Below are 25,915 nucleotides of genomic sequence, written 5' to 3'. Positions count from 1 at the left end.
CCCGTCCGCGGACAGCATATTTCCCCCAGCGGGAAGTAAGCCAGCTCACCCTATTGACCTCCGGTGACCAGCATCCTAGTTTTCCCCCACGGGGAATTATTAACCCAGCTGTAACACCGTCGGAGGTCGTTTCCGTGGCCGTCATAACCCCTGAGCGGGCAGCGAACAGCTCGCTGCGCCGCCTCAAGTTCACGCTCTTCCCGGCCAACATCGGCATGTTCCTGCTCTGGGGTGCGATCCCGAGCATCCTGCTGCCGCTGCAGATCGAGGACGTCGATCCGGCGAACAAGGCAGCGAACCTGGCAGTGGTCGCGACGATCGGCGCGTTCGCTGCGATGCTGGCCCAGCCCCTGGCCGGGACGATCTCGGACCGGACGCGCAGCAGGTTCGGCCCGCGGGCGCCGTGGATCATCGCGGGCGCCCTGATCGGCGGCCTGGCCTTGATCGGCATGTCGCTCGCGAACACGCTGGTGCAGATCGGCATCGCGTGGACGATCACGCAGATCGCCTACAACTTCGCGCAGGGGCCGCTCAGCGCGGTCATGCCGGACCGGGTCCCGGTGGAGAAGCGCGGCGTGTTCGCGGCGATCACCGGGTTCGCCTCGATGTTCGGCGCGCTCGGCGGCCAGATCGTCGGCGCCCGGTTCGCCGAGAACGTCGGCGCCGGCTACCTGCTCTTCGCCGGCGTCGCGATCGTCGCCTTCACCGTCTTCGTGGTGCTCAGCCCGGACCGGGACAACCGCGGGGACGAGCGCCGGCCGTTCTCCTTCGCCGTGCTGGTGCGCAGCTTCTGGTTCAACCCGCGCGAGCACCCCGACTTCGGCTGGGCGTTCCTCGGGCGGTTCCTGCTCTACCTGGGCTACTTCGGGATCAGCAACTACCAGCTGTACATCCTGCAGGACCACATCGGGCTCGGTGACGACGCCGTCGACTTCGTGCCGGTGCTCGGCATCGCCAGCCTCGCCACGATGCTCATCTCGATCGCGATCGGCGGGCCGCTCTCCGACCGGGTCGGCCGGCGCAAGGTCTTCATCTACGCGTCGTCGATCATCTGCGCCGCGGGACTCGTCGGGCCGTGGCTGCTGCCCACGAAGACCGGCATGCTGATCTTCGCGCTGGTCACCGGGTTCGGGTTCGGCTTCTTCCAGTCGGTCGACACCGCACTGGTCACCCAGGTGCTCCCGGCTCAGGAGGACGCGGCGAAGGACCTCGGCGTCGTGAACATCGCCGCGACGTTGCCGCAGGTGCTCGCCCCCGGGATCGCCGGCGCCATCGTCGTCGCCTTCGGATACGGCTCGCTCTTCCCGATCGCGATCGTCCTGATGGTTCTGGGCGGATTCGCGGTCGCGCCGATCAAAACAGTCCGCTGACACATCACCCGTGACGTGGCCGCCCCGTCGCGGGAACGGATGGACGCCCACACAGCGCTGGTCTCGTACAAGGAAAGGTTTTGAAAATGCATCCCTACCAGGACGTATCGCTCTCCATGGAGCAGCGGGTCGAGGATCTACTGTCGCGGATGACGCTTGCGGACAAGGCGGGACTGCTGTTCCAGCAGATCGCCTCGATCGGGGACTTCGACGCTCCCGGGATCTTCGGATCGGCATCGGTGCGTGAGCTGCTCGATCAGGGGCTGACCCACTTCAACATCCTGTTCGCGCCGGGCGCCCGGGAGATCGCCGAGTGGCACAACGCGCTGCAGGACGAGGCGTTGAAGCACCCGCTCGGCATTCCGGTGACGATCTCCAGCGACCCGCGGCACAGCTTCACCGACAACCCGGCGACCGCGCTGCTGGCCGGGCCGTTCGCCCAGTTCCCGGAGCCGCTGGGACTCGCCGCGATCGGGTCGGAGGAGCTCGTCGCCCGGTTCGCCGACCTGACCCGCCGCGAATATCTGGCCGTCGGCATCCGGGCCGCCCTGCACCCCCAGATCGATCTCGCGACCGAGCCGCGCTGGGCCCGGCAGTCGGCGACGTTCGGTGAGGACGCGGAGCTGTCGACGCGGCTCGGGGTCGCCTACATCAAGGGCCTGCAAGCAGGCACGTCGATCGGTCCCTCGTCGGTCTCGGTGATGGCCAAGCACTTCCCGGGCGGCGGTCCGCAGAAGGACGGAGAAGACCCCCATTTCTCGTACGGGCGGGAGCAGGTGTATCCGGGCGATCAGTTCGAACTACACCTCGGACCGTTCGAGGCCGCCATCGAGGCCGGCGTCGCGCAGCTGATGCCGTACTACGGGATGCCGGTCGGCCTGGCCGGAGTGGAGGAGGTCGGCTTCGGCTTCAACAAGGACATCATCACCGGGCTGTTGCGGGAACGACTCGGGTACGACGGGATCGTCTGCACCGACTGGGGCATCCTGTCGAACACCTGCTGGGGCGTCGAGCACCTGTCCTACGAAGAGCGGATGATCAAGGCGCTGGAGGCCGGGGTCGACCAGTTCGGCGGGGAGTCGCGGGCCGATGTGCTGGTGTCGCTGGTGAAGGACGGGTCGATCACCGAGTCCCGGCTCGACGTGTCGGTGCGGCGGCTGCTGCGGGAGAAGTTCCGGCTCGGCCTGTTCGAGCAGCCCTATGTCGACGCCGATGCCGCTGGTCAGATCGTCGGCACCGCTGAGGCTCGGGAAGAGGGCATCGCGGCTCAGGCCGCGGCTCACACGTTGTTGATCAACGCTGCTGAGGGGCCGGCGAGGTTGCCGCTCGCGCCCGGTTTGCGGGTGTATGCGGAAGGCGTTAGCGATCTTGGAGAGCGGGCGGTGCTCGTTTCCGACATTTCGGACGCTGATGTGGCGGTGCTGAAGCTTTCGGCGCCGTTCGAGCAGCGTGGGGACGGGACGACCGTGGAGTCGTTCTTCCGGGCCGGGTCGCTGGCGTTCCCTGATGCCGAGATCGAGCGCATCGCCCGCATCTGCGCGACCGTGCCGACGATCGTGGACGTCTACCTGGACCGGCCCGCCATCCTCGCGCCGCTGGCATCGTCGGCAGCGACGCTGCTGGCCAACTTCGGCGCGTCCGAGGAAGCGATCGTGCGGGTGCTGTTCGGTGACGCCGAGCCGCAGGGCAGCCTGCCGTTCGACATCCCGTCGTCGATGGAGGCCGTCGAGGCCGGCCGTCCCGACGTGCCGTTCGACACCGTCGACCCGACGTTCCGGTTCGGACACGGCCTGCGGTATTGAGTTCGCCTGGCGGTCGAGGGCTGTTTCCGCAGCCCTCGCCTTCCGCCCATAGCGTCGGGCCTCATGTCGACCGAGCTGGATGTCAGCGTCGTCATCCCGACGTGCAACCGCCCGCAACTCGCCACCCGAGCCGCCGCCTCGGCCCTTGCGCAGACCCACAGCGACCTCGAAGTGATCGTGGTGATCGACGGGCCGGACCCGTCGACGGTCGCCGAACTCGCCCTCATCGGCGACCCACGGCTGCGGGTCGTGGAACTCCCTTCTCGCGGGCGGGCGCCGCGCGCTCGCAACGTCGGCGTCCGGGAGGCGCGGGGACGGTTCGTCGCGTTCCTGGACGATGACGACGAGTGGCTCCCGGCGAAGATCGCCACGCAGCTCGCGCTGGCGGCGGCATCCTCTGCCGAGCACCCGGTCGTCGCCAGCCGGCTGATCAATCGCACGCCACGCGCCGACTCGATCATGCCGCGGCGGTTGCCGGCCCCCGGAGAGCCGCTCAGCGAATACTTCACCGTCCGCCGCGGGCTGTTCTACGGCGACGGGTTCATCCAGACCTCCACGATCATGGCGCCGGCGGCCCTGCTGCGCGCCGTGCCGTTCACCGAAGGCCTGCGCCGCCAGCAGGAACTCGACTGGGCGCTCCGGGCGGTCCGGCACGACGGCGTCGAGCTGCTCTACGCCCCGGAACCGCTCGTGCTCTGGCACCAGGACGAGGACCGGCACCGGATCAGCCTCGAGATGCCCTACCCCGAGCAGCTGGAGTGGCTGCGGGCCAACCGGGAACTGTTCACGCCCCGCGCCTACGCCGCCTTCACCCTCAGTGTGCTCAGCTCGATGGCCGCGCCGAGCCGGGACCGGCGCCGATTCCGGGAACTGCTCGCCGAAGCCCGGGGCAACGGCAGCCCGGGCGCCCTCGACTACCTCACCCACATGCAGATCTGGGCGCTGCCGCCGTCCCTGCGCCACCGCATCCGCGACATGATCGTGGGTCAGCGTGTCTCCTGACCCCCGGGTGATCATCTGGCGCAGCGCTCTGCTCGCCGGGTCGGAGACGTTCGTCCGCGGCCAGGGTGACGCGCTGACCCGGTGGCAGCCCGTCTACGCCGGCGCCACCCGCACCGCGTCGGCCCTGGCCCGGGACGACGACGTGATCGCGTTCGGCGACGATCGGCGCGCCTTCCTGCGACTACGGCTCACCGGCCGCTCGCCACGGCTCGACCGCACGCTCGCCGCCCTCTCCCCGGACCTCGTCCACGCCCACTTCGGCGGCGACGGCTGGCTGGTGAGCGGCGCGGCGTCGCGCCTCGGCGTACCCCTGATCGTCACCACCCACGGCCACGACGTGACCCGGCAGCCGTCCAGCCCCGGCATCCACGGCCTGCGCTACCGCCACAACCTGCGCGTCGTCTTCCGCCGCGCGGCCCTCGTCATCGCGGTCTCCGACGTGATCCGCTCCCGTGCGCTCGCACAAGGAGCAGACCCTTCCCGCGTACGAGTCCACTACACCGGCGTCCCGGTCCCGCCGACTCCGCCGGTCACCCCGAAACGCTGGGACGTCGCCTTCGTCGGCCGTTTCGTCCCGAAGAAGGGCGTCGACGACCTGCTCACCGCCCTGGCGTCGATGCACTCGCCACGACCGCGGTCCTTGTTCATCGGCGACGGCCCCCTCGAACCGGCGATGCGCGCCCGCGCCGAACGGTTACGCCTCGACGCCACGTTCCTCGGCAGCCAGGGCCCGGCCGTCGTCCAGCGCCACCTCGCCGAGTCACGCATGCTGGTCGCCCCCTCCAAGACCGCCCCGGACGGCGACACCGAAGGCCTGCCCACCACGATCCTGGAAGCCTCCGCCCTCGGCCTCCCGGTCGTCGCGACCCGCCACAGCGGCATCCCGGAAGCCGTGATCGACGGCGAGACCGGCCTCCTCTGCCCCGAATCCTCGCCCTCCGCCCTGGCCGCAGCGATGAGCCACCTCCTCGGCGACGCCCAGCTGCGGCATCGGCTGGGCGCGCAGGGCCACCGCCGCACAGTCACCGACTTCAACCTCCAGACCCAGACCAAGAAGCTCGAGTCCCTGTACGACGAAGCAACCACCCACCCCTGACCCACCGACCCCGGCCCACAGCTGCCGCTCCCGGTCAGCGACGACGTCGCAGCGCCGCATCGCCGTCGTCGACGCCCCGAACCGGCCGACCCGGGTCACCGCACCGCCGCAGATCGCCATGGCGCGGAGTGCGGCGGGGTCGCGGCGCTGTGACACGGAGCGACAATTCGGGCGGCGAGACGGCTCTGGAGCGGGCACCGCGGGCAGGGGACCGGGAGAAAAGGGCGCGCGGGCAGGAGGGCGAAATGTACCTTTAGGGCCGGGGCGATCGAATGGAACAAGTCATGCTCGCGCCGGCTGAAGGGCTGACCGAGGCGGAGGCCGACGCGCGGCGGCGCCGTGGGGAAGGAAACGTTCCGGTCAAGGGCGGGTCGCGCGGGTACGGCGAGATTCTGCGGACCAACGTCTTCTCCTTCTTCAACCTCATCCTGTTCGTCATCGGCGCGGCGCTGCTCACGCTGGAGCGGTACAGCGACGCGCTGATCAGCGTCGGGCTGGGGCTCATCAATGCGGTGATCAGTGCGGCTCAGGAGATCCGGGCGAAGCGGAAGCTGGACCGGCTGCAGCTGCTGGACCGTGCCGGGGTGCTGGTGGTGCGGGACGGGCAGGCGCGGGAGGTCGCTCCTGATCAGATCGTGTGCGGTGATGTGATCCGGGTACGGCCGGGTGACCAGATCGTCGTGGACGGGCCGCTGCTCGACGGCGGGCGGGTGGAGGCCGACGAGTCGCTGCTGACCGGGGAGAGCGACCCGGTGGTCAAGCATCCCGGTGATGAGCTGCGGTCCGGGAGCCTGTGCGTGTCCGGGGACGGGCATCAGCAGGCGCGGGCGGTCGGCGCGAACAGCTACGCGGGACGGCTCACGGCCGAGGCACGGCGGTCGACGACGGACAAGACGCCGTTGCAGCGGCGGATCGAATTCATCGTGCGGCTGGTCATGGCGCTGACCGCGCTGATGAGCGGGGCGATCATCGCGCAGGCGGCCATCGAAGGCTTCAGTGTCCTGCGGGTCGTGCAGATCACCGCGGTGCTGTCGGGCCTCGTACCGTATGGGCTCTTCTTCCTGATCGCGCTCGCCTACACCGCGGGTGCGGTGCGCATCGCCCGGCACGGCGCACTCGTGCAGCAGGTGAACGCCGTCGAGTCGGTGAGCAACGTCGATGTGGTCTGCACCGACAAGACGGGCACGCTGACGACCGGTCAGCTCACGCTCGAGGAGATCATCCCGCTGGGCGAGCACGAGTACGGCGAGGTGGCGACGATGCTGGGCAGTCTCGCCCACAACGCCGCCAACCCGAATCTGACGGCTCTCGCCTTGGTCGCGGCATTGCCGGGAGAGCCTTGGGAGGTACGCGACGAGGTGCCGTTCACCTCGACGCTCCGCTGGTCCGGGCTGTCCACCGACGACGGGGTGTTCGTGCTCGGCGCCCCTGACGCGCTCGCCCACCGGCTGCGGACGCCGGCGCCGCAGAACGAGATCACCGAGCGGACCGGCCTGGGACTGCGGGTGCTACTGCTGGCCACCGCGCCGGAGGTGAGGACGCTCAGCCTGGACCTGCCGATGCTCACGCCGGTGGCCCTGGTGGCGCTCGCCGACGAACTCCGGGACGAGGTCGTCGAGACGGTCCGGAAGTTCCACGCCGAGGGTGTCGCGCTGAAGGTGCTGTCCGGTGACGATCCCCGTACGGTCGCCGCGATCGCCCGCCGCGCCGGCATCGACGCCGCCGAGCCGGTCCCCGGGTCCGCCCTGGACGACCTCGACGACGCGGCGCTGGACGCGGTCGTCGCGAGGACCGCGGTGTTCGGCCGGGTGGCGCCGGAGCACAAGGAGCGGATCGTGCGCTCGCTGCGCCGGCAGGGGAAGTACGTCGCGATGATCGGTGACGGCGTGAACGACGCCCGGGCCCTCAAGCAGGCGCACATCGGCGTGGCGATGCGCAGCGGCAGCGCCGTCACCCGGGACGTCGCCGACATCGTGCTGGTCGAGGACTCGTTCGCCGCGCTGCCGCCCGCCCAACTCGAAGGCCGGAAGATCATCAACGGTATCGGGATCTCGCTCTACGTCTTCCTCGCCCGCGTGGTCAGCCAGGGTCTCGTCATCCTGACCGTCACGATGCTGGGGCTCGGGTTCCCGTACTCGCCCACGCAGGTCGGCCTGACGATGTTCACGGTCGGCGTCCCCACGGTCTTCCTCACGTTCTGGGCCAAGCCGACCCGGCCGGACCCGGACATGCTGCGGAATCTCGTCAGGTTCGTCATCCCCGCGAGCATCGTGACCGCCACTTTCGGCGCGGTCGTCTACACGGTCCTCTACGAGCTCGTCACGAAAGGTCTCAGCGAGGGGCGGCGCACGCCGCACGAGATCATCGCGGAGTTCGAGAGCTACACGGGCCTGACGTACGGGATAGACGCCGACTTCACCACGGCCTCCGCGACGATCCTGGCGCAGACCGGGCTCTCCACGTTCTTCTGCTTCGCGTCCTTCGGGCTGATCCTGTTCCTGGCGCCTCGGTCGAAGGTGTTCGCGGCGTGGACCGCCCCGACCGGCGACAAGCGGCCGGCCCTGCTCGTCCTCGGGCTGTGCCTGGTGTTCAGCGCGATCCTCTGCGTCCCGGTCTTCTGGCAGTACTTCGGACTGATGGGCCCGTCGAAGCCGGTCTTCTTCATCGTCCTGCCGGCGCTGCTGCTGTGGTACGCGACGCTGACGATCGTGCTGAAGTACCGGCTCTTCGACCGGCTGCTGGGCCTGTCCGCGGACGCACGTCATTGACCGCCACCCGGTGATCCGTCTACGTTGACGGAACGACGTTTCCCTCAACGAAACGGGAGCCGGGATGCTCAGCGTGCTCTTCGCCCTGTTCGCCCTCGCCGAGGTGCTCCTGCTCGGCCTGGTCGTCACGCTGCGCCGCCGGCAGCCCGATTGGGCGCTCACCCTGCTGATCCTGGTGATCATCGCACTGATCTGGGACAACGCGGTGATCGCGCTGGGCAGCACGATCGGCGAGGGCGGCATGCTGCGGGCGCTGTCGGTCCCGCGGTACGTCACCCACGCGCTGCTCGTCCCACTGCTCATCATGGTGGCGGTCGGCCTCGGACGGCGGTACGGCGTGCGGTTCTTCGCGGGCCGGATCGTCCCGGGCGTGTTCGGCGTGCTCACGCTGGCGCTCGTGGCGGTCGGCGTACAGAAGGATGTGATCGCTCTTGATCTGGAGGCCACCCGGTACGCCGACACCCTCCGCTACACGAACGCCGCCTCCGAGGGCCCGCCGATCCCGGCGATCGTCGCGATCCTGGTGATGATCGGCGTGGGCGTGGCACTGCTGGTCCGGGCCCGCTGGCCGTGGCTGCTCGCCGGCGCGGTCGTCATGTTCGCCGCTGCCGCCGCCGCACCCTCGATCCTGTGGCTGTCCAACTTCGGCGAACTGGCGCTGATCCTCACGGTCTGGCTGACTGCGGCCCGCCGTGATCTCGCGGACGTGCTCACTGCCGCAGCACCCAGATCGGCAGTGGGTCGCTGATCTCGGCGATCACGTCCCAGCCGGCTTGACGGTACATCGACACGTTCCCCGGCGTGCTGGTCTCCAGGATCGCCGGCAGGCCTTCCTCGGCGGCCCGGCGCAGACCCTCCGCCATCACGGCGTGCCCCCAGCGGCGGCCGGTCCAGTCCGGGTGGGTGCCGAGGACGCCGAGGTACCAGTACGGCTCGTCCGGCATGGCCGCGTGCACCGCCTGGTCGTACGCCCGCATCCGCTCGGCCTCCGCCGGCGGCAGCGCGATGTCCACGGCGTTGGAGGTGCCCGGCGGCTCCCAGACGGCGACCGACCGGCCCTCCCCGGCGATCCAGATCGAATTCCGGTGCACCCGCTTGTCGAAGAGGTGCCCGAAGAACGCGGCGGCGTGCGCCGGGTAGGTCGCGTCGTCGGGGAACAGGTGACGCAGAACGGGGTCGGCCGGGAACGCGGCGACAAGCGTCTCGACGACCCGGTCGCGGTGGTCCGGGGTGGCTACGGAGATCTCGATGTCCGACACGTTCCGCAGCGTACGTGCCGTTCCCGCGTCCTAGGAGGCTAGGCGCATTCCGGCGGGATACTGTGGGGGCGCCGATCCCGGCTGTGGTGGACCGGGATCGGCGCCCCGCCTGTCATGCCGTGGGGATCGTCGCGGCGTTCGCCGCCAGCCACCGGTCGAAGGTCTGCAGCTCCGGGTTGAGCCGGCGGACCTCGTCGAGGTCGCGGGCGCCCGTGAAGTAGTCCTCGAACTCGGTGTAGTACTGCAACATGTTGCCGGCCTCGTCGGCGCCCGGGAACCCGAGGCCGCGGTAGGCGTCGTGGGTCAGCGGGCGGTAGACGACCGGCTCCCCCACGGCCCGGCTCAGGCCCGCCGCGATCTGCTCACCGGTCAGGTGCTCGCCGGCGATATGCACGGTCCGGCCGGCGTAATCGGTGCCGGCCTTGAAGATGCCGTAGGCGGTCTTGCCGATGTCCTCCACCGCGATGCCGGCCAGCTTGCTGTCACCCATCGGCAGGCTCAGGGTCAGCACGCCGTCCGCGTCCCGGGTGGCGCCCCAGCCGGTCGCGAGGTTCTCCCAGTAGAACGTGGTGCGCAGGAAGGTCGTCGGCACGCCGGCGGCCCGGAACAGCTCGTCCGCCTCGGCCTTCGCGTCGAAGTGCGGGACCTTGTACTTCTCCTGCAGGGTCGGCATCCGGTCGTCGGTCACCGGGATGTGGTCTCGGGTGTCCTCCAGCGTCGACCAGACGACGTGCTTCAGGCCGGTCCTGCGGGCGGCGTTCGCGAGGTTCGCAGCCTCCTCGAGCTCCTTCTCCGCCGACATGTGCGCCCAGAAGTTCGTGACGAGATACGCGCCGTACGCCCCGGCGAACGCCTTCATCAGGCTCTCCTCGTCGTAGTTGTCCGCCTGCACCACCTCGGCGCCGAGCTTGACCAGCTCCTGCGCCTTGGGTGACGTCGCATCACGCGTCAGCGCGCGGACCGCGTAGCCGCCGTCGGTGTCGGCCAGGATCGCCCGGACCAGCCCGTTGCCCTGCGCTCCGGTGGCGCCGACGACCGCGATGACCTTCTTCTCGCTCATGTCTCTCACTCCCCGAGATCGTTCCTGTGGCCGCTGCAACCGGGGCAAGGGATCGATAATTCCCGATGGATTGAGACGCCGGTCACCCGCGTTTTCCGCCATTCCGGAACGGTGGCGCAGGCCGCTCTATAGGTTTGTCGCAGAGTCCAGGGTGCCGGGAGGAACCATGTGGCAGCCGACAGAACGTACCGGTCCGGTCGTCCTGCTGGTCGAGGACGACGAGGACCTGCGCGAGGTGACCAGCCAGATGCTGGAACTGCGCGGATTCTCGGTGATCGCCGCTCAGGATCCGGTGAGCGCGCTGATGAAATGCCGGGTGCACGACGGCCCGATCGACGTCCTCCTGACCGACCTGGGCCTGCCGGGCGTGTCCGGGGGCGAGCTGTCCCGCTCGGCCGCGGCCGTGCGCCCGACCATGAAGGTGGTGTACGTATCCGGTCTCCCCGAGGCGACAGCGGTCAAGAAAGGCCTGATCAAGGCGGGTTCGCCCTTCATCACCAAGCCGTACACCGCGGACATCCTGGCGGGCATGCTGCGTAACGTGCTGGCGCAGGGGTCGGCCACCTCGAATCGGTGACACAGCCGCAACCGGCCGCAACCGAATGGGACTCCAGAGCCCGCAGCAGCGCCCGATAAGTCTGGCACAAGGCCGCCAAGCCGGGCGGTCGCCGGAACTCAAGGGGATTGACCGTGGAGCTCTTCACCGTTCTCGTCTCGTACCTGCGCGCCGCCCACAAGTCCGACGAGGGCGCCACGGCTGTCGAGTACTCGCTGCTCGCGGCCCTGATCGCCGGCGGCCTGATCCTGGCGGTCACGAACCTCCGCAAGGACATCGAGGCCCTGATCACCACCCTGATGGCCGCCATCTGACGAAAGGCGACGGCGAACACCGATGTTCGCGCACGATCGCGCAACGCCCCGTCCCGGGCCGGCTCGCCCCGCACGGCGATCGGCCCGGGGGGACGGCGGCGCGGTCGCGATCGAGTTCGCCATCATCCTGCCCGTCCTGCTGCTGATCCTCTTCGCGATCATCGACATGGGCCGGATGCTGCAGCAACAGATCCAGCTGACCGAGGCGGCCCGGGAAGGCGCTCGCCTCGGCGCCCTGAACGGCACCACCACCGACGTGAAGAACAAGGTGCAGAACATCGTCGGATCCGGGGTCGCGCTGACCTACCCCAGCGGTCCCACCCTCTGCACGTCGGGCGCAGCCGTGGGCACCGACGCCGTGGTCACCGTCAATCGCGCGTTCCAGCCCGTCACGCCGATCACCAGCATGATCAAACGCTTGAGCGGCAAGACCGTCGCCCCGGTCACGCTCAAGGCCACCGGTGTGATGGCCTGCGTCGGTTGACCGCTCTGCGGTACCCGAGGTGGTTTCGTGATCTCCCGCGACGGATGACCTTCACCTGAGAAGGTGGAGATATGCGACGGCGCATCCTCATCCTGCTCGCCGCATTACTGCTGGCCGGAATCAGCGGCACGGCCGTCCTCTCGTACGCGCGCTCGGCCGACCGCCGGGCGCTCAGCGGCAACCAGGGGATCTGGGTGCTCGTCGCGAAGCAGCGCATCCCGGTGGACACGCTCGGCGCGGTCATCCGGGAGAAGGGTCTGACCGAGCGCATCCTGGTGCCCGCGAAGACCGTCCCCCAGGGCGCCGTCACGGTCTGGGATCCCGATCTCGACGAGCTGCGCCTCGCCGCGCCGCTGGAACCCAGCCAGCTGCTGATGCGCCCGCTGTTCCAGCCGGTCGTCAAGGTCAGCCCGTCGCCCTCGCGCCGGATGGTCGTGCCGAAGGGCCGGCTCGCCGTGAGCGTCGCCCTCACCGTCGCGCCGCAGGTGGCCGGCGACGTCGAGCCCGGTGACGACGTCGCCGTCTACGCCTCCTGCCTGTTCGAGATCTGGGGCGGCGAGTTCGACGGCAAGCAGGACAAGCTGACCCGGCTGCTGCTGCCCGACGCACGGGTGATCGCGATCGGCGAGGCGCAGGCCCCGGCGACTCCCACGCCCTCGGCCACCACGGCCGACCCCGCCGCCTCGGCGGGCGCGTCGCCGTCGCCGTCTGCCAGCGGCAAGTACGACACCAAGCCCAGCAGCGCCGAGTCGCTGCAGCGGTACGTCGCCACCCTCTCGGTGGACGCCGAGGACGCGCAGCGGCTGGTCCACGCGGCCCAGCAGTGCTCGCTCTACCTGGCGATCCTGGGGCCGAAGGCGACACCGACGATCGGCGACCCGATCAACTCGCGGGAACTGTTCCAGTGAGCCTCTACGTCTACGTCGAGCCCGACGAAGCCCGTCGCGAGGTCATCGGGCCGCAGTTCCGCGAGGTCGGCTGCACCGTGCTGGCCAGCATGGCGGAGCTGGAGGTGCACCTGCCGCGCTACCCGGAGACGATCCTGGTCATCCTCGGCGCGACGGTGGATCTCGGCGAAGCGCTGATGTTCACGGCGTACCAGCGTCTGCAGCGCCCGCTCATCGGCGTGGTGCTGATCCGGCACACCGTGGAGCCGGACATCGTGCTGCAGTGCCTGCGCTCCGGAGTACGCGAGATCGTCGAGGAGCGGGACCAGCAGGGCCTGAAGGACGCCACGATCCGGTCGATCGACCTCTCCAAGGCGCTGAGCACCTCGATGCGCAGCGCCACCGACGCTGCCCCGTACGCCCGGGTGATCACCGTCTTCGCGGGCAAGGGTGGTTGCGGGCGCAGTGTGGTGGCCGTGAACCTGGCGGTGGCGCTCGCCGGCGGCGGGCGACGCGTACTCATCATGGATCTTGATCTGCAGTTCGGCGACGTGGCGATCATGATGAAGCTGCCGCCGGACCGCAGCATCGCGGACGGGCTCTCGATGGCCGGCCGCCTCGACGAGCAGGGCCTGCGCTCGATCATCACGAACGCCCGGCCCGGCCTGGACGCGCTGCTCGCGCCGGCCAGCCCGGCCGAGGGTGAGCAGGTGCGCCGGGAGTTCGTGGTGGAGCTGCTGGACGTGGCCCGGCCGCTCTACGACTTCATCGTGGTCGACACCCCGGCCGTCGTGACCGACCAGGTCCTCGCCGCCCTCGACATGTCCGACTGGTACGTCCCGATCGTCACGCCGGAGCTGCCGACCCTCAAGTCGGTACGGCTGACCGGCGAGATGTTCGACCTGCTCAACTATCCGAAGGACAAACGACTGCTGGTCTTCAACCGGGCCAACACGCTCGTCGGTCTCACCCCGGCCGACGTCGAGGAGGCGGTCGGCATGGGGTTCGCGGTGCAGGTGCCGTCCAGCCGTGACGTGCCCGTCTCGGTCAACCAGGGCGAGCCGCTCACCGCGACCGACCCGATGCACCCGGTCAGCCGGGCCATCCGGGAACTGGGCGACCGGATCGCCGGCGTGGAGACCGTGCAGGTGAAACAGCGGCGCTTCTTCAGCTGGAAGAAGGTGGGTTGATGAGTCTCTCCGCACGTCTCGCCGCCGCTGCGGGCAAGACCCAGGCCAAGGACGCGGCGCCGGGAGCACCCGAGGTCCGCGCGCCCCGGGCCACCGACCAGGTCAACGAGGTCCGGCTGCGGTTGCAGCGCAGGCTCGCCGACGAGCTCGGGCCGACGCTCTACACCAGCGACGGGGGCGGCGACCTGGACGCCCGGGTCCGCGAGGCCCTCAACGACATGCTGGCCCGCGAGGAGACCCCGCTCTCCGGCAACGACCGGGCCCGGATCATCCGCGAGGTCGTCGACGAGGTGCTCGGGCACGGGCCGATCGAGTCGCTGCTGCGCGACCAGTCGGTCACCGAGGTCATGGTGAACGGCCCGCAGCTGATCTACGTGGAGCGGTTCGGCCGGCTGGAGCGGGCGCCGGCCGAGTTCGACGACGAGAACCACCTGCGCCGGATCATCGACCGGATCTGCTCCCGGGTCGGCCGTCGGGTCGACGAGGCCAGCCCGATGGTCGACGCCCGCCTGCCCGACGGCAGCCGGGTCAACGCCATCGTGCCGCCGATCGCCCTGGACGGCTCGTCGCTGACCATCCGCAAGTTCTCCGCGGTGCCGCTGACCGTCGGCGACCTGCTGCAGTACGGCACGCTGACCCGGCAGTCCGCCGAGTTCCTGGACGCCTGCGTACGCGGGCGCCGCAACATCGTGGTGAGCGGCGGCACCGGCTCCGGCAAGACCACGATCCTCAACATCCTGTCCGGGTTCGTCCCGCCCGACGAGCGCATCGTCACCATCGAGGACGCCGCCGAGCTGCAGCTCGATCAGGAACACGTGGTCCGCCTCGAATCCCGCCCGCCGAACTCCGAGGGCCGGGGCACGATCACCACCCGCGAACTGGTCCGCAACTCGCTGCGGATGCGCCCCGACCGGATCGTGGTCGGCGAGGTCCGGGACAGCGCCGCCCTGGACATGCTCCAGGCCATGAACACCGGCCACGACGGCTCGCTCACCACGCTGCACGCGAACACGCCACGGGACGCGCTGTCCCGGCTGGAGACCATGGTGCTGATGGCCGGCATGGACCTGCCGAGCCGCGCGATCCGCGACCAGATCGCCTCCGCGGTCGACATGATCCTGCAGGTCAGCCGGTTCAAGGACGGCACTCGCAAGATCACCCACATCACCGAGGTGGTGGGCATGGAGGGCGAGGTGGTCACGTTGCAGGACATCTTCCTGTACGACCCGAGCGCCGGTGCCGACACACCCGGCAGCACCGGCGGGTTACGTCCCACCGGCGTCCGGCCGCACTTCACCGAGACCCTGGCCATGTACGGCGTGACGCTGCCGCCCACCATGTTCGGAAGCCGCCGGCGGTGACCCCGATCGTCGTCGGGATCCTGGGCGCGGTGACCGCCGCGTTCGTCGTCGCGTACCTGCTGATCGATCTCTTCTTCGGCCGCACACCGATGCAGCGTCGTCTCGCCGCGCTGAAGACCTTCACCGTGCACCGCGAGCAGGTCCGGATCCCGCTGCTGCGCCGCACGCTCACCGCGGCCGGGAAGTACGTCCTGCGCTACCCGGCGGTGGCCCGGTTCGCCGAGCGGGACACCGGGCTGCTGGACCGGATCGGCGGCGTGCTCAAACCCGCCGAGTGGATGGCGATCCGGCTCGCCGCCGCCGCGTCCCTCGGCGTGCTCGGCCTGGTCCTGACCAGGTCGGCCCTGGTCACGATGATCGGCCTGGCGCTCGGGTTCTTCGGCGCGAACGGCGCGCTGCTCGCTTGGATCAAGCGACGCGAGCGGACCTTCGCCGACGAACTGCCCGGCGCGCTCAGCCTCATGATCAGCTCGCTACGGTCCGGCTTCACCCTGCACCAGTCGGTCGAGGCGGCGGTCCGCGACGACGAGGGACCGGTCGCCGTCGAGCTGCGCCGGGCGCTCGCCGAGACCCGGATCAGCGGCGACTTCGAGGACGCCCTGGAACGCATCGGCGAGCGGATGAACAGCTCGGAGATGGTCTGGCTGGTCATGGCGCTGCGCCTGCAGAAGGAGGTGGGCGGCAGCCTCGTCGACGTCATGCAGACCACCTCCGACACCATGCGCGAGCGGGCGTACCTGCAGCGGCACGTGCGGGCGCTCTCCGGTGAGGGGCGGGTGTCGGCGTACGTGCTGACCGCCATGCCGATCGTCTCCGCGGCCGCCATCTATTTCACCGAACCGGACTACCTGAAGCCGCTGGTCACCGAGGGCGCCGGGATGATCATGCTCGGGGTCGCGGTGGCCGGTGTGGTGCTCGGCGCGCTCTGGCTGCGCGTGGTCGTCCGGGTGGAGGTCTGACCCGTGGCCACCCTGATCGTCGCGCTCGGCTCGCTGCTCGCCGCGATCAGCCTGGCCGCCACCGCGGTGCTGCTGCCCCCGCCGCGCCGCGAGCGCATCCTGAAGACGCTGGCGGCCTACACCGGCGGGCGCACGCAGGAGAAGGACGAGCAGGAGGTACGGGCGGAGTCCACCGTCAGCCGCGTCCTGTTCATCATCGGGTCGCTGCTCGGCCCACCCGGCGACCGGGACCGTCTCACCCGGGGCCTGGACCGCGCCGGCAACCCGCCGGACTGGCCGCTCGACAAGGTGATCCGGATGCGGCCGCTGACCGCCGCCGGCCTCACCTGGTTCCTCTGGGCGCTCGGCGACACCTGGAAGGGCGACCCGGGCGCGATCGGCGGCGCCGTCGCCGGGTTCGTCCTCGGCTGCCTGCTCCCGCAGATCCTGGTGAACAACCAGGGCGTCAAGCGACAGGAGCTGATGCAGCGCAACCTGCCGGACGTGATGGACGCCCTGGTCATCGGCGTCGAGGCGGGCCTCGGCCTGGACTCCGCGATGGATCAGGTGGCACGCACCATGCGCGGGCCGATGGCCGACGAGCTGCGCCGGGTCCTGCAGGAGATGCGGCTCGGCGTCTCCCGGGCCGAGGCGCTGCGGTCGCTGTCCGGCCGCACCACGGTACGCGACCTGAAACGTCTGGTGACCGCCCTCGTCCAAGCCGGCGATCTGGGCATCTCGGTGGCGCCGATCCTCCGTGAGCACGCCGCCGACCAGCGCGTACGCCGCCGCCAGCGGGCCGAGGAACAGGCACAGAAGATCCCGGTGAAGCTGCTCTTCCCGGTGTTGTTCTGCATGTTCCCAGCGATCTTCGTGATCATCATCGGGCCGGCCGTGCTGGAGCTCGCCGGCGCCTTCGGCTGAGTTCTCCTCAAGCCCGCTCCGGCCCGGCCGATAACCGGATCATGCCGCTGACGCTGGACCGCGAAGAGGCCCGCCTCGCCGCCCTGCACGAGTACGGGCTGCTGGACTCGCCCGCCGACGAGGAGCTCACCGCCGTCGTCAGAATCGCCGCCACCCTCGCGGACGTGCCGACGGCCACCCTCAACCTCATCGACGAGACGCGGCAGTGCCAGCTCACCACTGTGGGCTTCGACGGCTGCGACAGCCTGCGGGCCGACTCGATGTGCGCGATCGCGTTCCGGGACGGCCGGATGGTGCACGTGCCGGACGCCAGCCGGCACCCCGTCTACGCCGGCAACCCCTGGGTCGACGGGCGGATGGCCGACGTGCGGTTCTACGCGTCCACGCCGCTGATCAGCCCGTCCGGGTACGCGCTCGGCACGCTCTGCGTCTTCGACACCGTGCCGAAGGTGCTCGGCGAGCGGCAGCTCGACCGCCTCGAGGACCTCGCCCGGGTGCTGGTCGGCCTCTTCGAGCGCCGCAAGCAGGCCCGGATCGCCGACGCGATGGCCGCCGAGGCCGACCGGAGCCAGAAGTTCATCCACAGCCTGATGGACACCATCGACGTGGGGATCATCGCGGCGAACGCCGACGGACGGCTGACCGTGCTCAACAAGGCGGCCCGGACCTGGGGCGGCGCGGCCGACGACCCGTCGACGCCGGCGTGGCTGGTCGCCGACCGGCTGCACGTGCTGAATCCGGACGGCGTCACCCCGCTGCCCCGCGACGAGCGGCCCCTGCAGCGCGCCCTCGCCGAGGACGTGGTCACCGACGCCGAACTGGTCCTGCGCAAGGCCGACGGTGAGCTGATCACCCTGGTGGCGAACGGGCGCAGCATGCTCAGCGACAGCGGCGAGCGGATCGGCGCCGTCGTGGCGCTGACCGACGTCACGGCGGATCGGGCGTACCGGCATCTGCTCGAATCCACCCACGCCGAGCTCCAGCGGTCGAACGAGGAGCTGGAGGGCTTCGCCGCGGCGGTCAGCCACGACCTCGTACGCCCGCTGTCCAGCGCGATCGGCTACCTGGAACTGCTCGGCGAATACTCCGGCGATCGGCTCGACGCGCGCTCGGTCAAGTGGCTGAACGGCGCCGCCGACTCGCTGACCCGGATGCAGCAGCTGACCCGGGCGCTGCTGACGTACGCCCACGCCGGCCACGCGCCCTGCGCCCGCACCACGATGCGGCTCTCCGAGGTGGCCGGGGGGATCGCCGACGACCTGCGCGACCTGATCGACGCCCAGAGCGCCGTCGTGATGCTCCGCGGCGACCTCACGCTCACCGCCGACCCGACCCTGCTCCGCCAGCTGCTGCAGAACCTGGTCGACAACGCGATCAAGTACCGCCACCCGGACCGGCTACCCCGCGTGGAGATCGCCGGCGCCGAGACGGCGGACGGCTGGCAGATCACCGTGACCGACAACGGCATGGGCATCCCGGCCGAGCAGCGGGACCGCGTCTTCGACATGTTCGCGCAGGTGGACCCGGCCTCCCGCAAGGGTCACGGGATCGGCCTCTCCACCTGCCTGCGGATCGTCGAACGGCACGGCGGCCTGATCGACGTGACCGAGGCGCCGGGCGGCGGAACCCGCATCGGGATCACATTGCGGCGTGACCGTGACGCCAGTAGCCGATGAAGTCGACGTTCTGCTTCGGGATCCGGCGCTCGCCCACGAGGTAGCGGCGGGCGCCGGTGGCCAGGGCCGATTCGCCGACCAGGTACGCGTAGACGGTCCCGGACGGCAACTCCGTCGCGCGCAGGGTCTCCAGGGCCAGCTCCCCCGGTACGCCGTGGGCATCCCCGTTCCGGGCGACCCAGATCAGATCGATGCCGGGCGGCGTACGGAAATCCTGCTTGTCCTCGATGGACGGCAGCTCGACGATGGCGATGCCGCGGGCGTCCTCCGGCAGCGACTCGCAGATGCCGGCCACCGCGGGCAGGCCGGTCTCGTCGGCGACCAGCAGCGTCCACTCGTGCTCGGCACGGGGGTTGTAGCCGCAGCCCTGGTCGAGCAGGCCGGCCTGCTGCCCGGGCGTGGCGTTCAGCGCGAAGGTGCTGGCCGGGCCGCTGTGCCCGGTGGCGTCGGTGTGCACCACGAAGTCGACGTCGAGTTCGCCGGGCCGGTGGGCGCGGACGGTGTAGTTGCGGACGAACGGGCGCTTCGGCTTCGCGGTGGCGAGGTACTGGGCGTACCAGAGGCCGGACGTCCGGGTCGGCAGCTTGAGGGTGTCCTGGCCGGGACGGGCCAGGAAGAGCCGGAACCACTGGTCGTAGCCGAGCGGCGTGAACTTCTCGAGTCCCTCTCCGCCGAAGGTCACCCGGACCACGTTCGGCGAGATCCGTTCCGAGCCGGCCACGTCGAGCATCACCACGTGCGGGTCGACCGGCTTACGGATCTTGAAGTTGGACATCGAGCGGCCTCCACGGCGATTCGGCGGAAGGTAAGGCTAGCCTAACCGCACCCCCACGCGCGACGGGAGCGGGCCCGGCGCCCCCACGCCGGACCCGCTCCTCGCTGCCCGTCCTCTACAAGCGATACCGCTGGAGGAATCGGGCTTCGGCGAGCGCCAGACGGGCGATCTCACCGGGATCCACGCTCTCGTTGGGGGCGTGGATGAGAGCCTGCGGCTCCTCCACACCCATCAGGATGATCTCCGCGTCCGGATAGGTCGCGGCGAATACGTTGGCCAGCGGGATGGAGCCACCCTGCCCGAGGGTGGTCATCTCCCGGCCGAACGCTTCCAGCATCGCCGCGGAGAGCGCCCTGTATGCCGGGCCCCCCGTGCGGGCCTGGAACGGCTGGCCGATCGCCTCCGGCTCGACCGTCACCCGGACACCCCACGGCGCTGCCGCCTGCAGGTGCGCGATCAGCGCGTCCTGCGCCTTCACCGCATCGGTGCCGGGCGGCACCCGCAGGTTGAGCCGGGCCCGGGCGCGCGGCTGGATCGCCGCCGCCGAGCCGACCACCGGCGGGCAGTCGATGCCGAGCACGGTGACCGCCGGCCGGGCCCAGAGCATGTCCGACACCGTGCCGTCGCCGAGCAGCTTCGCCCCGTCCACCAGGCTGGCGTCGGAGCGGAACTGGTCCGGCGGGTACGGCGCGCCGTGCCACGTCTGGTCGTGCTCCAGCCCGGTGATCGTCGTGTTCCCGGCCGCGTCCCGCAGCGTGGAGAGCACCTGGATGAGCGCGGCGAGACCGTCCGGCGCGGCGCCGCCGAACATGCCCGAGTGCAGCTCGCCGCCGAGGGCCTCGGCCGTCACCACGACGTTGACCATTCCGCGCAGCGTGACCGTGGCGGCCGGCACCCCGACCGCCGCGTTGCCGGTGTCGCAGATCAGGATGGCGTCCGCCTTCAGCAGGTCCGGGTTGCGCTCGACGAAGTCCTCGAGCCCGCCGGTGCCCTGCTCCTCGGAGCCCTCCACGATCAGCTTGAGGTTGACCGGCAGGTCGCCGCCGAGGGCTCGCAACGCCGTCAGGTGCATGACGATGTTGCCCTTGCAGTCGGCCGCGCCCCGGCCGTACCAGCGCCCGTTCACCTCGGTGAGCTGGAACGGCGGGGTGTGCCAGGCCTTGTCGTCGAGCGGCGGCTGCACGTCGTAGTGGGCGTAGAGCAGCACCGTCGGCGCGTCCGGTCCGGCGGTCAGGCGCTCGCCGTAGACGGCCTGGCTGCCGTCACTGGTCTCGTGCAGTGCCAGGCCGGTGAAGCCGACCTGGGCGAAGCGGTCCACCACCCAGTTCGCCGCCTTGAGACACTCCTCCGGCGGGTACTGCCGCGGGTCGGCGACCGACGGGATCGCCACCAGCTCGGAGAGGTCCGCGTGCGCCTGATTCATCAGACCCTGCACGCGTTCGGCGAGATCGGTCATGACGCCACCTTCGCGAACTTGAGATCGTCGACGATCTGCCGGAAGGCCGCGAGCGTGTCGGGGCAGTAGATCTCCATGATCAGGATCTGGCCCTGCACGATCCGGCCGTCGGCGATCACCGGCCGCTGTCCCGGTCCGCTCGCGCCGTTCGTCAGCTGCTGGAGCAGGATGTTGCGGCGCAGCGCGTCGCCCGGGTCGAGGCAGGCGGCGCCGCCGTCGTCGCCCAGCACCGCGGCGATCTGGTCGGCCGGCGGCGCGTTGATGCCGGCCGCCACCAGTTCCTCGCGGAGTTGCTCGGCCTGCGCGGTGGCCTGGTCGTTCTCCTCCGCCTTGGGGAACGTGATGAACGCGATCACGGCGAGCACCACGACCAGGACGCCGGCCGTCACGTACAGGACGGTGTTGTTCTTGGTCATGCCACGGCCTCCTCGGACGAGGTGGGCTCGGTCCGCCAGGACGGCTTCCGGAAGCGCAGGAACAGGTACGGCACGAGCAGACCGAGACCGAGCGCGCCACCGGCCACGACCGCCAGGTAGACACCCACGCTGCCGGAGCCGAACTGCGACGGCGGGACGAAGCCGATGAGCAGGGCCGCGAGGGAGGCCGCGAAGCCGACGCCGCAGAGCCCGGTGAGCATCGGGGCGCGGTAGCCGCGCGGGTGGTCGGGGTGCTTGCGGCGCAGTCGCACGGCCGCCACGAACATCAGCAGGTACATGATCAGGTAGACCTGCGTGGTGATCACCGAGAAGATCCAGTACGCGCTGGAGACGTCCGGGATGAACGCGTAGGCGAGCGCGATGACCGTGGTGACCAGACCCTGCGTGACCAGGATGTTCTGCTGCACGCCGTGCTTGTTGAGCTTCTGCAGGAACGGCGGCAGGTAGCCCTCCTGGCGGGAGATCAGCAGCAGGCCCTTGGACGGGCCGGCCAGCCAGGTGAGCATGCCGCCGAGCGACGCGGCGACCAGCATGATGCCGAGGATCGGGGTGAGCCACTGCGAGCCGAACGCGGCGAACACCGCGTCGAACGCCTGCATCACGCCGGCGGTGAGGGAGAGCTGCTCGGCCGGCACGATCCAGCTGATCGCCAGAGCGGGCAGGATGAAGATCAGCAGCACCAGGCCCATCGCCATGAACATCGCCCGCGGGAACTCACTGCCGGGCTTGCGCAGCGAGCCGACGTGCACGGCGTTCATCTCCATGCCGGAGTACGACAGGAAGTTGTTGACGATCAGCACGAGGCTGGACAGGCCCGCCCAGGCCGGCAGCAGGTTGCTGGCCGTCATCGGGGCGGCCGACTCGTTGCCCTGGCCGAGGAAGGCGACACCGAGGATCACCAGCAGCGCGCCCGGGATCAGCGTGCCGATGATGAGACCGCCGCTGGCCAGCCCGGCCACGCCGCTGGTGCCGCGGGACGAGACCCAGACGCCGGTCCAGTAGCAGACCATGATCACGATCGCCGTCCAGACGCCGCTCGACGCCAGGTCGGGATTGATCACGTATGCCAGGGTGCTCGCCACGAAACCGAGCAGGCTGGGGTAGTAGAAGATCGTCATCGCGAACTGGCACCAGACCGCGAAGAAGCCGGCGGGCTTGGAGATGCCCTCGCTCACCCACTTGAAGACACCGCCCTCCCAGCCGGACGCCAGCTCCGCCGAGACGAGAGCGGTCGGCAACAGGAAGACGATCGCCGGGACGATGTAGAGGAAGATGCTGGCCAGTCCGTAGACCGCCATGGTCGGCGCCGGCCGGAGGCTGGCCACCGAGCTCGTGGTCATCAGCGCGAGCGCCACCCACGAGATGTATGCCACCGTCTTGGTGGACTTGGCTTTCTTAGCCGCTGCCGCCGGAGTCGTCGACTCCGGCCGTTTCGCGGGCACGTCCATTGCGCTCACGCTGCCCTCCGTTCACACGGTTCGAGATCGTGTCCCGGTGGGATCATCGGCGCTGCTGAATGCGGTCCGCCTCATCCCCGGCGAGCGGTTCGGTCCGATGATCCGCCCGCCGAACCACGCGCCGAACCCGGCGGCGGCCAGCCCGAGCAGTTCCAGGAGCACCAGCCCGAAGCCGGCGACCCGGTCGTGGCTGCGCACACGCATGAGGGTGAGGACGGCGAACCAGATCAGCACGCCGACGTCGAGCAGCAGGCTGAAGAAGGCGACCTTCGCGTACTCGGGATCGCGGGCGGCGAACGCGTCGAACCCGCTGGCGAAGACCGCGAGCAGACCGCCGGCCAGGCCCGCGGCCAGGTTCCAGAAGGCGAGCGTGCCGACCAGGTCGGGAGCGCCGAGCAGGCACGCCAGGTCGAAGATCAGAGCCATCACGAAGAGGCCCAGCGGGAACATCAGCAGTAACGGCTGGACCGGGTGGCCGCCGAGGCGGAGTCGGCTCTGCACACCATCCAGACTCGGCCGCCCGGAGCCCTCAGGCTTCACCCCGTGCGGGTGATAGGTGGTCGCCTGCGGGTGAAACCGCAGCTCCGACGAGCATCCCCACCGCGATCGCGACCAGTAGCCCCACCATGTCGGCCAGTCCTCCGAGCCCGGTGATCGGGTTGCCGCCGATCCAGCTCTCCAGCCCGCGCAGCCCGTGCGAGCCCGGGGTCAGCACGTAGAACGCGCCGAGGTAGAGCACGTAGGCCGGCGGCAGACCGGGACGGCGGCCGAGACGCAGCGCCACCATCGTCATCACGACGGCGCCGGCGAACGTGCCGAACGGATCGCCGAACGCCCGGACCGACACCTCGGTGACCGCCGCGGTGAGCAGGATCAGCCCCAGCGCCCAGGGGAAGTCCCGGGGCGCCATCGAGAACGTCAGCATCACCCCGATCGCGAAGAGCACCCATCCGCCCCAGACCAGGGCCGGGCCGAGGTTGCCGTCGACCGGCACGTCGAACAGGGTGCTCGCCGGCACCCGGAGCAGCACCGTCGCCACCAGCGCGCCGAACGCGAGCACCAGCAGCACCGCGAGGCTGTAGATCAGCCGGGCCGCCCCGGCCGTCATCCGGTTGGTCGCCAGCTCCAGCGCGGCAGCCGTGATCGCGTCCCCGGGGATGAAGTAGAAGAGCGCCGGGACGATCAGCTGGATCGGCCCGCCGTCGATCAGCCCCTGCTCGGAGAGCGTCACGACCACCGCCGTCACCAGCACCGACGCCACGAACGGCGAGACCAGCACGAGCCTCCGGCGGCCCGCCGAGGCGACCACGAGCAGGCCGGCCAGCAGACCGGTGAGCGCCGAGACGCCGACCTGCTGCCAGGTCGCCTGCACCGAGATGCCGAACCCGACGGTGAACGCGATCAGCCCGAGGACCTGGGCCGGTCGGCGCCAGCGCGGCGGCATGGCGCGGATCGCGGCGAGCCGGGCGGTGGCCTCGCGGGCGGGCAGCCCGCCGTGGATGGCGGCGATCAGCTTCTTGCGCTCGGAGACCTCGTCGAGCGGCGGCACGCCGGGCTCCCGGGCGAATGACAGGGTCCGGTCGCCGACGGTGAGCAGCGCGGCGTCGGCGAGGAACACCGCCTCGACCTCGTGGCCGTAGCGGGCTGCCACGTCGCGGACCGTCGCCTCGCAGGTCATCGTGCCCTCGAAGCTGGATGCCAGCAGCCACTCGGTGAGCGGCCCGAGCAGGGCGAGGAGCTCCTTCTCGGAGGTCACCGCGGTCGTGGTCATCGCAGCCTCCGAACCGTGCGGGCCAGCCCGCGGTAGAGCGGATGGCCGCAGAGCACGCCGAGGGCCACCGCGAGCATCGAGCCGACCGCGCCGACGAGGTCCTCCGAGCCGCGCACCGAGTCCTGGCCGAGGTACTCGGTCATCCCGATGAGGGTGAGCGCCCCCGGCACCAGCAGCCAGAATCCGGGCAGGAACGAGACGAGCGCCGGCGGGCCGGAGGGGAACCGCTCCACGATGTACGCGACGACCGTGAGCGCGACCGCGCCGACGAAGCCGCTCAGATAACCGCCGAGCAGCTCGTTGCCGAGGTACTGGCCGGTCCAGCCGGCGTAGAGCACCACGCAGAGCCAGCCGAACGTACGCGGCGGTCCGGCCAGCATCAGGAAGTTGCCGAGCCCGACGATCAGCGGCCCGATCCACGGCCCCCACCAGCCGAGGGCGCTCGCGGGGACGTCGGCGGCGGCCGTCGGCGGCGGCACACCGACCAGTTGCGCGGCGCCCAGGATCCCGAAGGCGAGCAACAGCAGCTGCATGATCCCGGCGACCAGCCTGCTCGCACCGGTGATCATCTCGTACGCGGAAAGCTCCACCACCGCCATGGTCAGCATCGCGCCGGGCAGGAACGTCACGAGCGGAGCGACCATGGCGCGCAGATCGGCGTCGATCAGCCCGGAGTCGGCGATCAGGAAGGTCAGCGAGGCGACGGTGAGGGCGGCGACCACCGGCATCACCATCTGCGCGGCCGGCCAGCGGGCCCCGGCCAGCTTGAAGACGCCGACCAGCACGCCGAACAGGGCGGAGAGGATCAGGTCGTTCCAGGTCGGCAACAGGATCAGGCAGATGCCTGTGGTGAGCACCGCGTGCCCGGCCACCCGGATCACCGGCCCGAACCGGGGCGGCGCCTTGACCAGGTCGAGGATGCGGCGGCTGCCCTCGGCCGGCTCCAGCTCGCCGTGCTCGGCCGCCCAGAGGATCCGGTAGAGCTCGGCCGTCTGGTCCAGGCGCAGGCCGCCGTAGAGCTGTTTGGTCGGCTCCTGGGTGGCCGGGCGGCCCGGTTCCAGCGACACGACCATGAGGGTGGGGAAGACGCTGATCCGGGCCTGCGGGGCGCCGTACTGCGCACCGACCCGCTGGAGCCGGTCCTGGATCTGAGTGACCGCCTCCCCCGCGGCGGTGAGCGCGCTGCCCAGATAGAGCAGGAATTCGAGGAGCTCTTTCTCCGAGGTCGTCGGCTTCGTCATCGCCACCTCCGCGAATGCACGGTAGGCGGCCCGGACCCGGATGAAATCACCCGGCGCGAAGGATGCTCTTGAGTTGGCGCGGCGGCGACGC

Annotated in this window: 24 protein-coding genes; 15 read left to right on the top strand and 9 right to left on the bottom strand. The window is 70.3% G+C overall.

Features of this window, described 5'->3' with window-relative positions; genetic code table 11:
• The first annotated feature begins 134 nt into the window (after positions 1-134).
• The 6 genes from EP757_RS20210 (at position 135) to EP757_RS20185 (ending at position 8,786) form a co-directional block, all read left to right on the top strand.
• Positions 135-1,370, top strand: a complete 1,236-nt coding sequence (locus tag EP757_RS20210) for an MFS transporter (protein ID WP_160165820.1) — start codon at positions 135-137, stop codon at positions 1,368-1,370.
• Positions 1,371-1,456: 86 nt separating this feature from the next.
• Positions 1,457-3,172 carry a glycoside hydrolase family 3 protein gene (locus EP757_RS20205; RefSeq protein WP_127548273.1) on the top strand — a complete coding sequence of 572 codons (1,716 nt, stop codon included), beginning with the start codon at positions 1,457-1,459 and terminating at the stop codon, positions 3,170-3,172.
• A 63-nt stretch (positions 3,173-3,235) separates the two neighbouring features.
• Positions 3,236-4,174: a glycosyltransferase family 2 protein gene (locus EP757_RS20200; protein ID WP_127548271.1), complete on the top strand. Its 939-nt coding sequence runs from the start codon at positions 3,236-3,238 to the stop codon at positions 4,172-4,174.
• On the top strand, positions 4,164-5,270 hold the full coding sequence (locus EP757_RS20195; protein ID WP_174262421.1) for a glycosyltransferase: 1,107 nt from the start codon (positions 4,164-4,166) through the stop codon (positions 5,268-5,270). The genes EP757_RS20200 and EP757_RS20195 overlap by 11 nt, the downstream gene beginning before the upstream one ends.
• Positions 5,271-5,554: 284 nt before the next feature.
• Entirely contained in the window at positions 5,555-8,038 is a 2,484-nt protein-coding gene (locus EP757_RS20190; RefSeq protein ID WP_232050594.1) for an HAD-IC family P-type ATPase, read from the top strand.
• A gap of 64 nt (positions 8,039-8,102) precedes the next feature.
• The gene (locus tag EP757_RS20185) at positions 8,103-8,786 is read left to right on the top strand and encodes a hypothetical protein (RefSeq protein WP_127548267.1); all 684 of its coding nucleotides are present in this window, start codon (positions 8,103-8,105) and stop codon (positions 8,784-8,786) included.
• On the opposite strand, the gene EP757_RS20180 is transcribed toward EP757_RS20185, so the two are convergent.
• A complete protein-coding gene (locus EP757_RS20180; RefSeq protein ID WP_127548265.1) occupies positions 8,749-9,297 on the bottom strand; it encodes an N-acetyltransferase in 549 nt (182 codons plus the stop codon). The genes EP757_RS20185 and EP757_RS20180 overlap by 38 nt on opposite strands.
• Positions 9,298-9,409: 112 nt before the next feature.
• The gene (locus tag EP757_RS20175) at positions 9,410-10,357 is read right to left on the bottom strand and encodes an NmrA/HSCARG family protein (protein ID WP_127548263.1); all 948 of its coding nucleotides are present in this window, start codon (positions 10,355-10,357) and stop codon (positions 9,410-9,412) included.
• 166 nt (positions 10,358-10,523) lie between these two features.
• Between EP757_RS20175 and EP757_RS20170 the strand changes: the two genes are divergently transcribed.
• From EP757_RS20170 to EP757_RS20130, 9 genes are all read left to right on the top strand, one after another.
• On the top strand, positions 10,524-10,934 hold the full coding sequence (locus tag EP757_RS20170; protein ID WP_127548261.1) for a response regulator: 411 nt from the start codon (positions 10,524-10,526) through the stop codon (positions 10,932-10,934).
• Positions 10,935-11,047: 113 nt separating this feature from the next.
• Complete coding sequence (locus EP757_RS20165) at positions 11,048-11,227, top strand: Flp family type IVb pilin (RefSeq protein ID WP_197725546.1); 180 nt, start codon at positions 11,048-11,050, stop codon at positions 11,225-11,227.
• 22 nt (positions 11,228-11,249) lie between these two features.
• Positions 11,250-11,711, top strand: coding sequence for a TadE/TadG family type IV pilus assembly protein (locus tag EP757_RS20160; RefSeq protein ID WP_127548259.1), 462 nt, complete (start codon positions 11,250-11,252; stop codon positions 11,709-11,711).
• A 71-nt stretch (positions 11,712-11,782) separates the two neighbouring features.
• A complete protein-coding gene (locus tag EP757_RS20155; RefSeq protein WP_127548257.1) occupies positions 11,783-12,619 on the top strand; it encodes an RcpC/CpaB family pilus assembly protein in 837 nt (278 codons plus the stop codon).
• Positions 12,616-13,788, top strand: a complete 1,173-nt coding sequence (locus EP757_RS20150) for a P-loop NTPase (RefSeq protein ID WP_127548255.1) — start codon at positions 12,616-12,618, stop codon at positions 13,786-13,788. Before EP757_RS20155 ends, EP757_RS20150 begins: the two co-directional genes overlap by 4 nt.
• Positions 13,788-15,149 (top strand): CpaF family protein, encoded by a 1,362-nt coding sequence (locus tag EP757_RS20145; RefSeq protein WP_127548254.1) that lies wholly within the window; start codon positions 13,788-13,790, stop codon positions 15,147-15,149. Before EP757_RS20150 ends, EP757_RS20145 begins: the two co-directional genes overlap by 1 nt.
• A complete protein-coding gene (locus EP757_RS20140) occupies positions 15,146-16,108 on the top strand; it encodes a type II secretion system F family protein (protein WP_127548252.1) in 963 nt (320 codons plus the stop codon). Before EP757_RS20145 ends, EP757_RS20140 begins: the two co-directional genes overlap by 4 nt.
• A gap of 3 nt (positions 16,109-16,111) precedes the next feature.
• A complete protein-coding gene (locus EP757_RS20135) occupies positions 16,112-17,011 on the top strand; it encodes a type II secretion system F family protein (protein WP_127548250.1) in 900 nt (299 codons plus the stop codon).
• A gap of 41 nt (positions 17,012-17,052) precedes the next feature.
• Positions 17,053-18,687 carry an ATP-binding protein gene (locus EP757_RS20130; protein WP_127548248.1) on the top strand — a complete coding sequence of 545 codons (1,635 nt, stop codon included), beginning with the start codon at positions 17,053-17,055 and terminating at the stop codon, positions 18,685-18,687.
• On the opposite strand, the gene EP757_RS20125 is transcribed toward EP757_RS20130, so the two are convergent.
• From EP757_RS20125 to EP757_RS20095, 7 genes are all read right to left on the bottom strand, one after another.
• Positions 18,650-19,462, bottom strand: coding sequence for a siderophore-interacting protein (locus EP757_RS20125; protein ID WP_127548246.1), 813 nt, complete (start codon positions 19,460-19,462; stop codon positions 18,650-18,652). The two genes, EP757_RS20130 and EP757_RS20125, sit on opposite strands and share 38 nt — an antisense overlap.
• 115 nt (positions 19,463-19,577) lie before the next feature.
• A complete protein-coding gene (locus EP757_RS20120; protein WP_127548244.1) occupies positions 19,578-20,918 on the bottom strand; it encodes a dipeptidase in 1,341 nt (446 codons plus the stop codon).
• Positions 20,915-21,334, bottom strand: coding sequence for a hypothetical protein (locus EP757_RS20115; protein ID WP_127548242.1), 420 nt, complete (start codon positions 21,332-21,334; stop codon positions 20,915-20,917). Before EP757_RS20115 ends, EP757_RS20120 begins: the two co-directional genes overlap by 4 nt.
• Positions 21,331-22,803, bottom strand: coding sequence for an APC family permease (locus tag EP757_RS20110; protein ID WP_127554338.1), 1,473 nt, complete (start codon positions 22,801-22,803; stop codon positions 21,331-21,333). The genes EP757_RS20115 and EP757_RS20110 overlap by 4 nt, the downstream gene beginning before the upstream one ends.
• A 21-nt stretch (positions 22,804-22,824) precedes the next feature.
• Positions 22,825-23,313 (bottom strand): DUF2231 domain-containing protein, encoded by a 489-nt coding sequence (locus EP757_RS20105; RefSeq protein ID WP_197725545.1) that lies wholly within the window; start codon positions 23,311-23,313, stop codon positions 22,825-22,827.
• A gap of 28 nt (positions 23,314-23,341) precedes the next feature.
• A complete protein-coding gene (locus EP757_RS20100; protein WP_127548240.1) occupies positions 23,342-24,583 on the bottom strand; it encodes a threonine/serine exporter family protein in 1,242 nt (413 codons plus the stop codon).
• Complete coding sequence (locus EP757_RS20095) at positions 24,580-25,824, bottom strand: threonine/serine exporter ThrE family protein (RefSeq protein ID WP_127548238.1); 1,245 nt, start codon at positions 25,822-25,824, stop codon at positions 24,580-24,582. The genes EP757_RS20100 and EP757_RS20095 overlap by 4 nt, the downstream gene beginning before the upstream one ends.
• Between the last annotated feature and the right edge of the window lie 91 nt (positions 25,825-25,915).

This window comes from Actinoplanes sp. OR16, from assembly GCF_004001265.1.
Classification (GTDB): Bacteria; Actinomycetota; Actinomycetes; order Mycobacteriales; family Micromonosporaceae; genus Actinoplanes.
Note: the sequence above shows the minus strand (reverse complement) of the source record. Positions and strands in the feature narration are given on the sequence as shown.

Excerpts from the sequence above, each read along its gene's own strand:
- EP757_RS20130 (WP_127548248.1), top strand. The coding sequence starts at position 17,053 with ATGCCGCTGACGCTGGACCGCGAAGAGGCCCGCCTCGCCGCCCTGCAC.
- EP757_RS20125 (WP_127548246.1), bottom strand. The coding sequence starts at position 19,462 with ATGTCCAACTTCAAGATCCGTAAGCCGGTCGACCCGCACGTGGTGATG.
- EP757_RS20175 (WP_127548263.1), bottom strand. The coding sequence starts at position 10,357 with ATGAGCGAGAAGAAGGTCATCGCGGTCGTCGGCGCCACCGGAGCGCAG.
- EP757_RS20200 (WP_127548271.1), top strand. The coding sequence starts at position 3,236 with ATGTCGACCGAGCTGGATGTCAGCGTCGTCATCCCGACGTGCAACCGC.
- EP757_RS20100 (WP_127548240.1), bottom strand. The coding sequence starts at position 24,583 with ATGACCACGACCGCGGTGACCTCCGAGAAGGAGCTCCTCGCCCTGCTC.
- EP757_RS20170 (WP_127548261.1), top strand. The coding sequence starts at position 10,524 with ATGTGGCAGCCGACAGAACGTACCGGTCCGGTCGTCCTGCTGGTCGAG.
- EP757_RS20185 (WP_127548267.1), top strand. The coding sequence starts at position 8,103 with ATGCTCAGCGTGCTCTTCGCCCTGTTCGCCCTCGCCGAGGTGCTCCTG.
- EP757_RS20120 (WP_127548244.1), bottom strand. The coding sequence starts at position 20,918 with ATGACCGATCTCGCCGAACGCGTGCAGGGTCTGATGAATCAGGCGCAC.
- EP757_RS20115 (WP_127548242.1), bottom strand. The coding sequence starts at position 21,334 with ATGACCAAGAACAACACCGTCCTGTACGTGACGGCCGGCGTCCTGGTC.
- EP757_RS20160 (WP_127548259.1), top strand. The coding sequence starts at position 11,250 with ATGTTCGCGCACGATCGCGCAACGCCCCGTCCCGGGCCGGCTCGCCCC.
- EP757_RS20145 (WP_127548254.1), top strand. The coding sequence starts at position 13,788 with ATGAGTCTCTCCGCACGTCTCGCCGCCGCTGCGGGCAAGACCCAGGCC.
- EP757_RS20155 (WP_127548257.1), top strand. The coding sequence starts at position 11,783 with ATGCGACGGCGCATCCTCATCCTGCTCGCCGCATTACTGCTGGCCGGA.
- EP757_RS20190 (WP_232050594.1), top strand. The coding sequence starts at position 5,555 with ATGCTCGCGCCGGCTGAAGGGCTGACCGAGGCGGAGGCCGACGCGCGG.
- EP757_RS20205 (WP_127548273.1), top strand. The coding sequence starts at position 1,457 with ATGCATCCCTACCAGGACGTATCGCTCTCCATGGAGCAGCGGGTCGAG.
- EP757_RS20095 (WP_127548238.1), bottom strand. The coding sequence starts at position 25,824 with ATGACGAAGCCGACGACCTCGGAGAAAGAGCTCCTCGAATTCCTGCTC.
- EP757_RS20110 (WP_127554338.1), bottom strand. The coding sequence starts at position 22,803 with ATGGACGTGCCCGCGAAACGGCCGGAGTCGACGACTCCGGCGGCAGCG.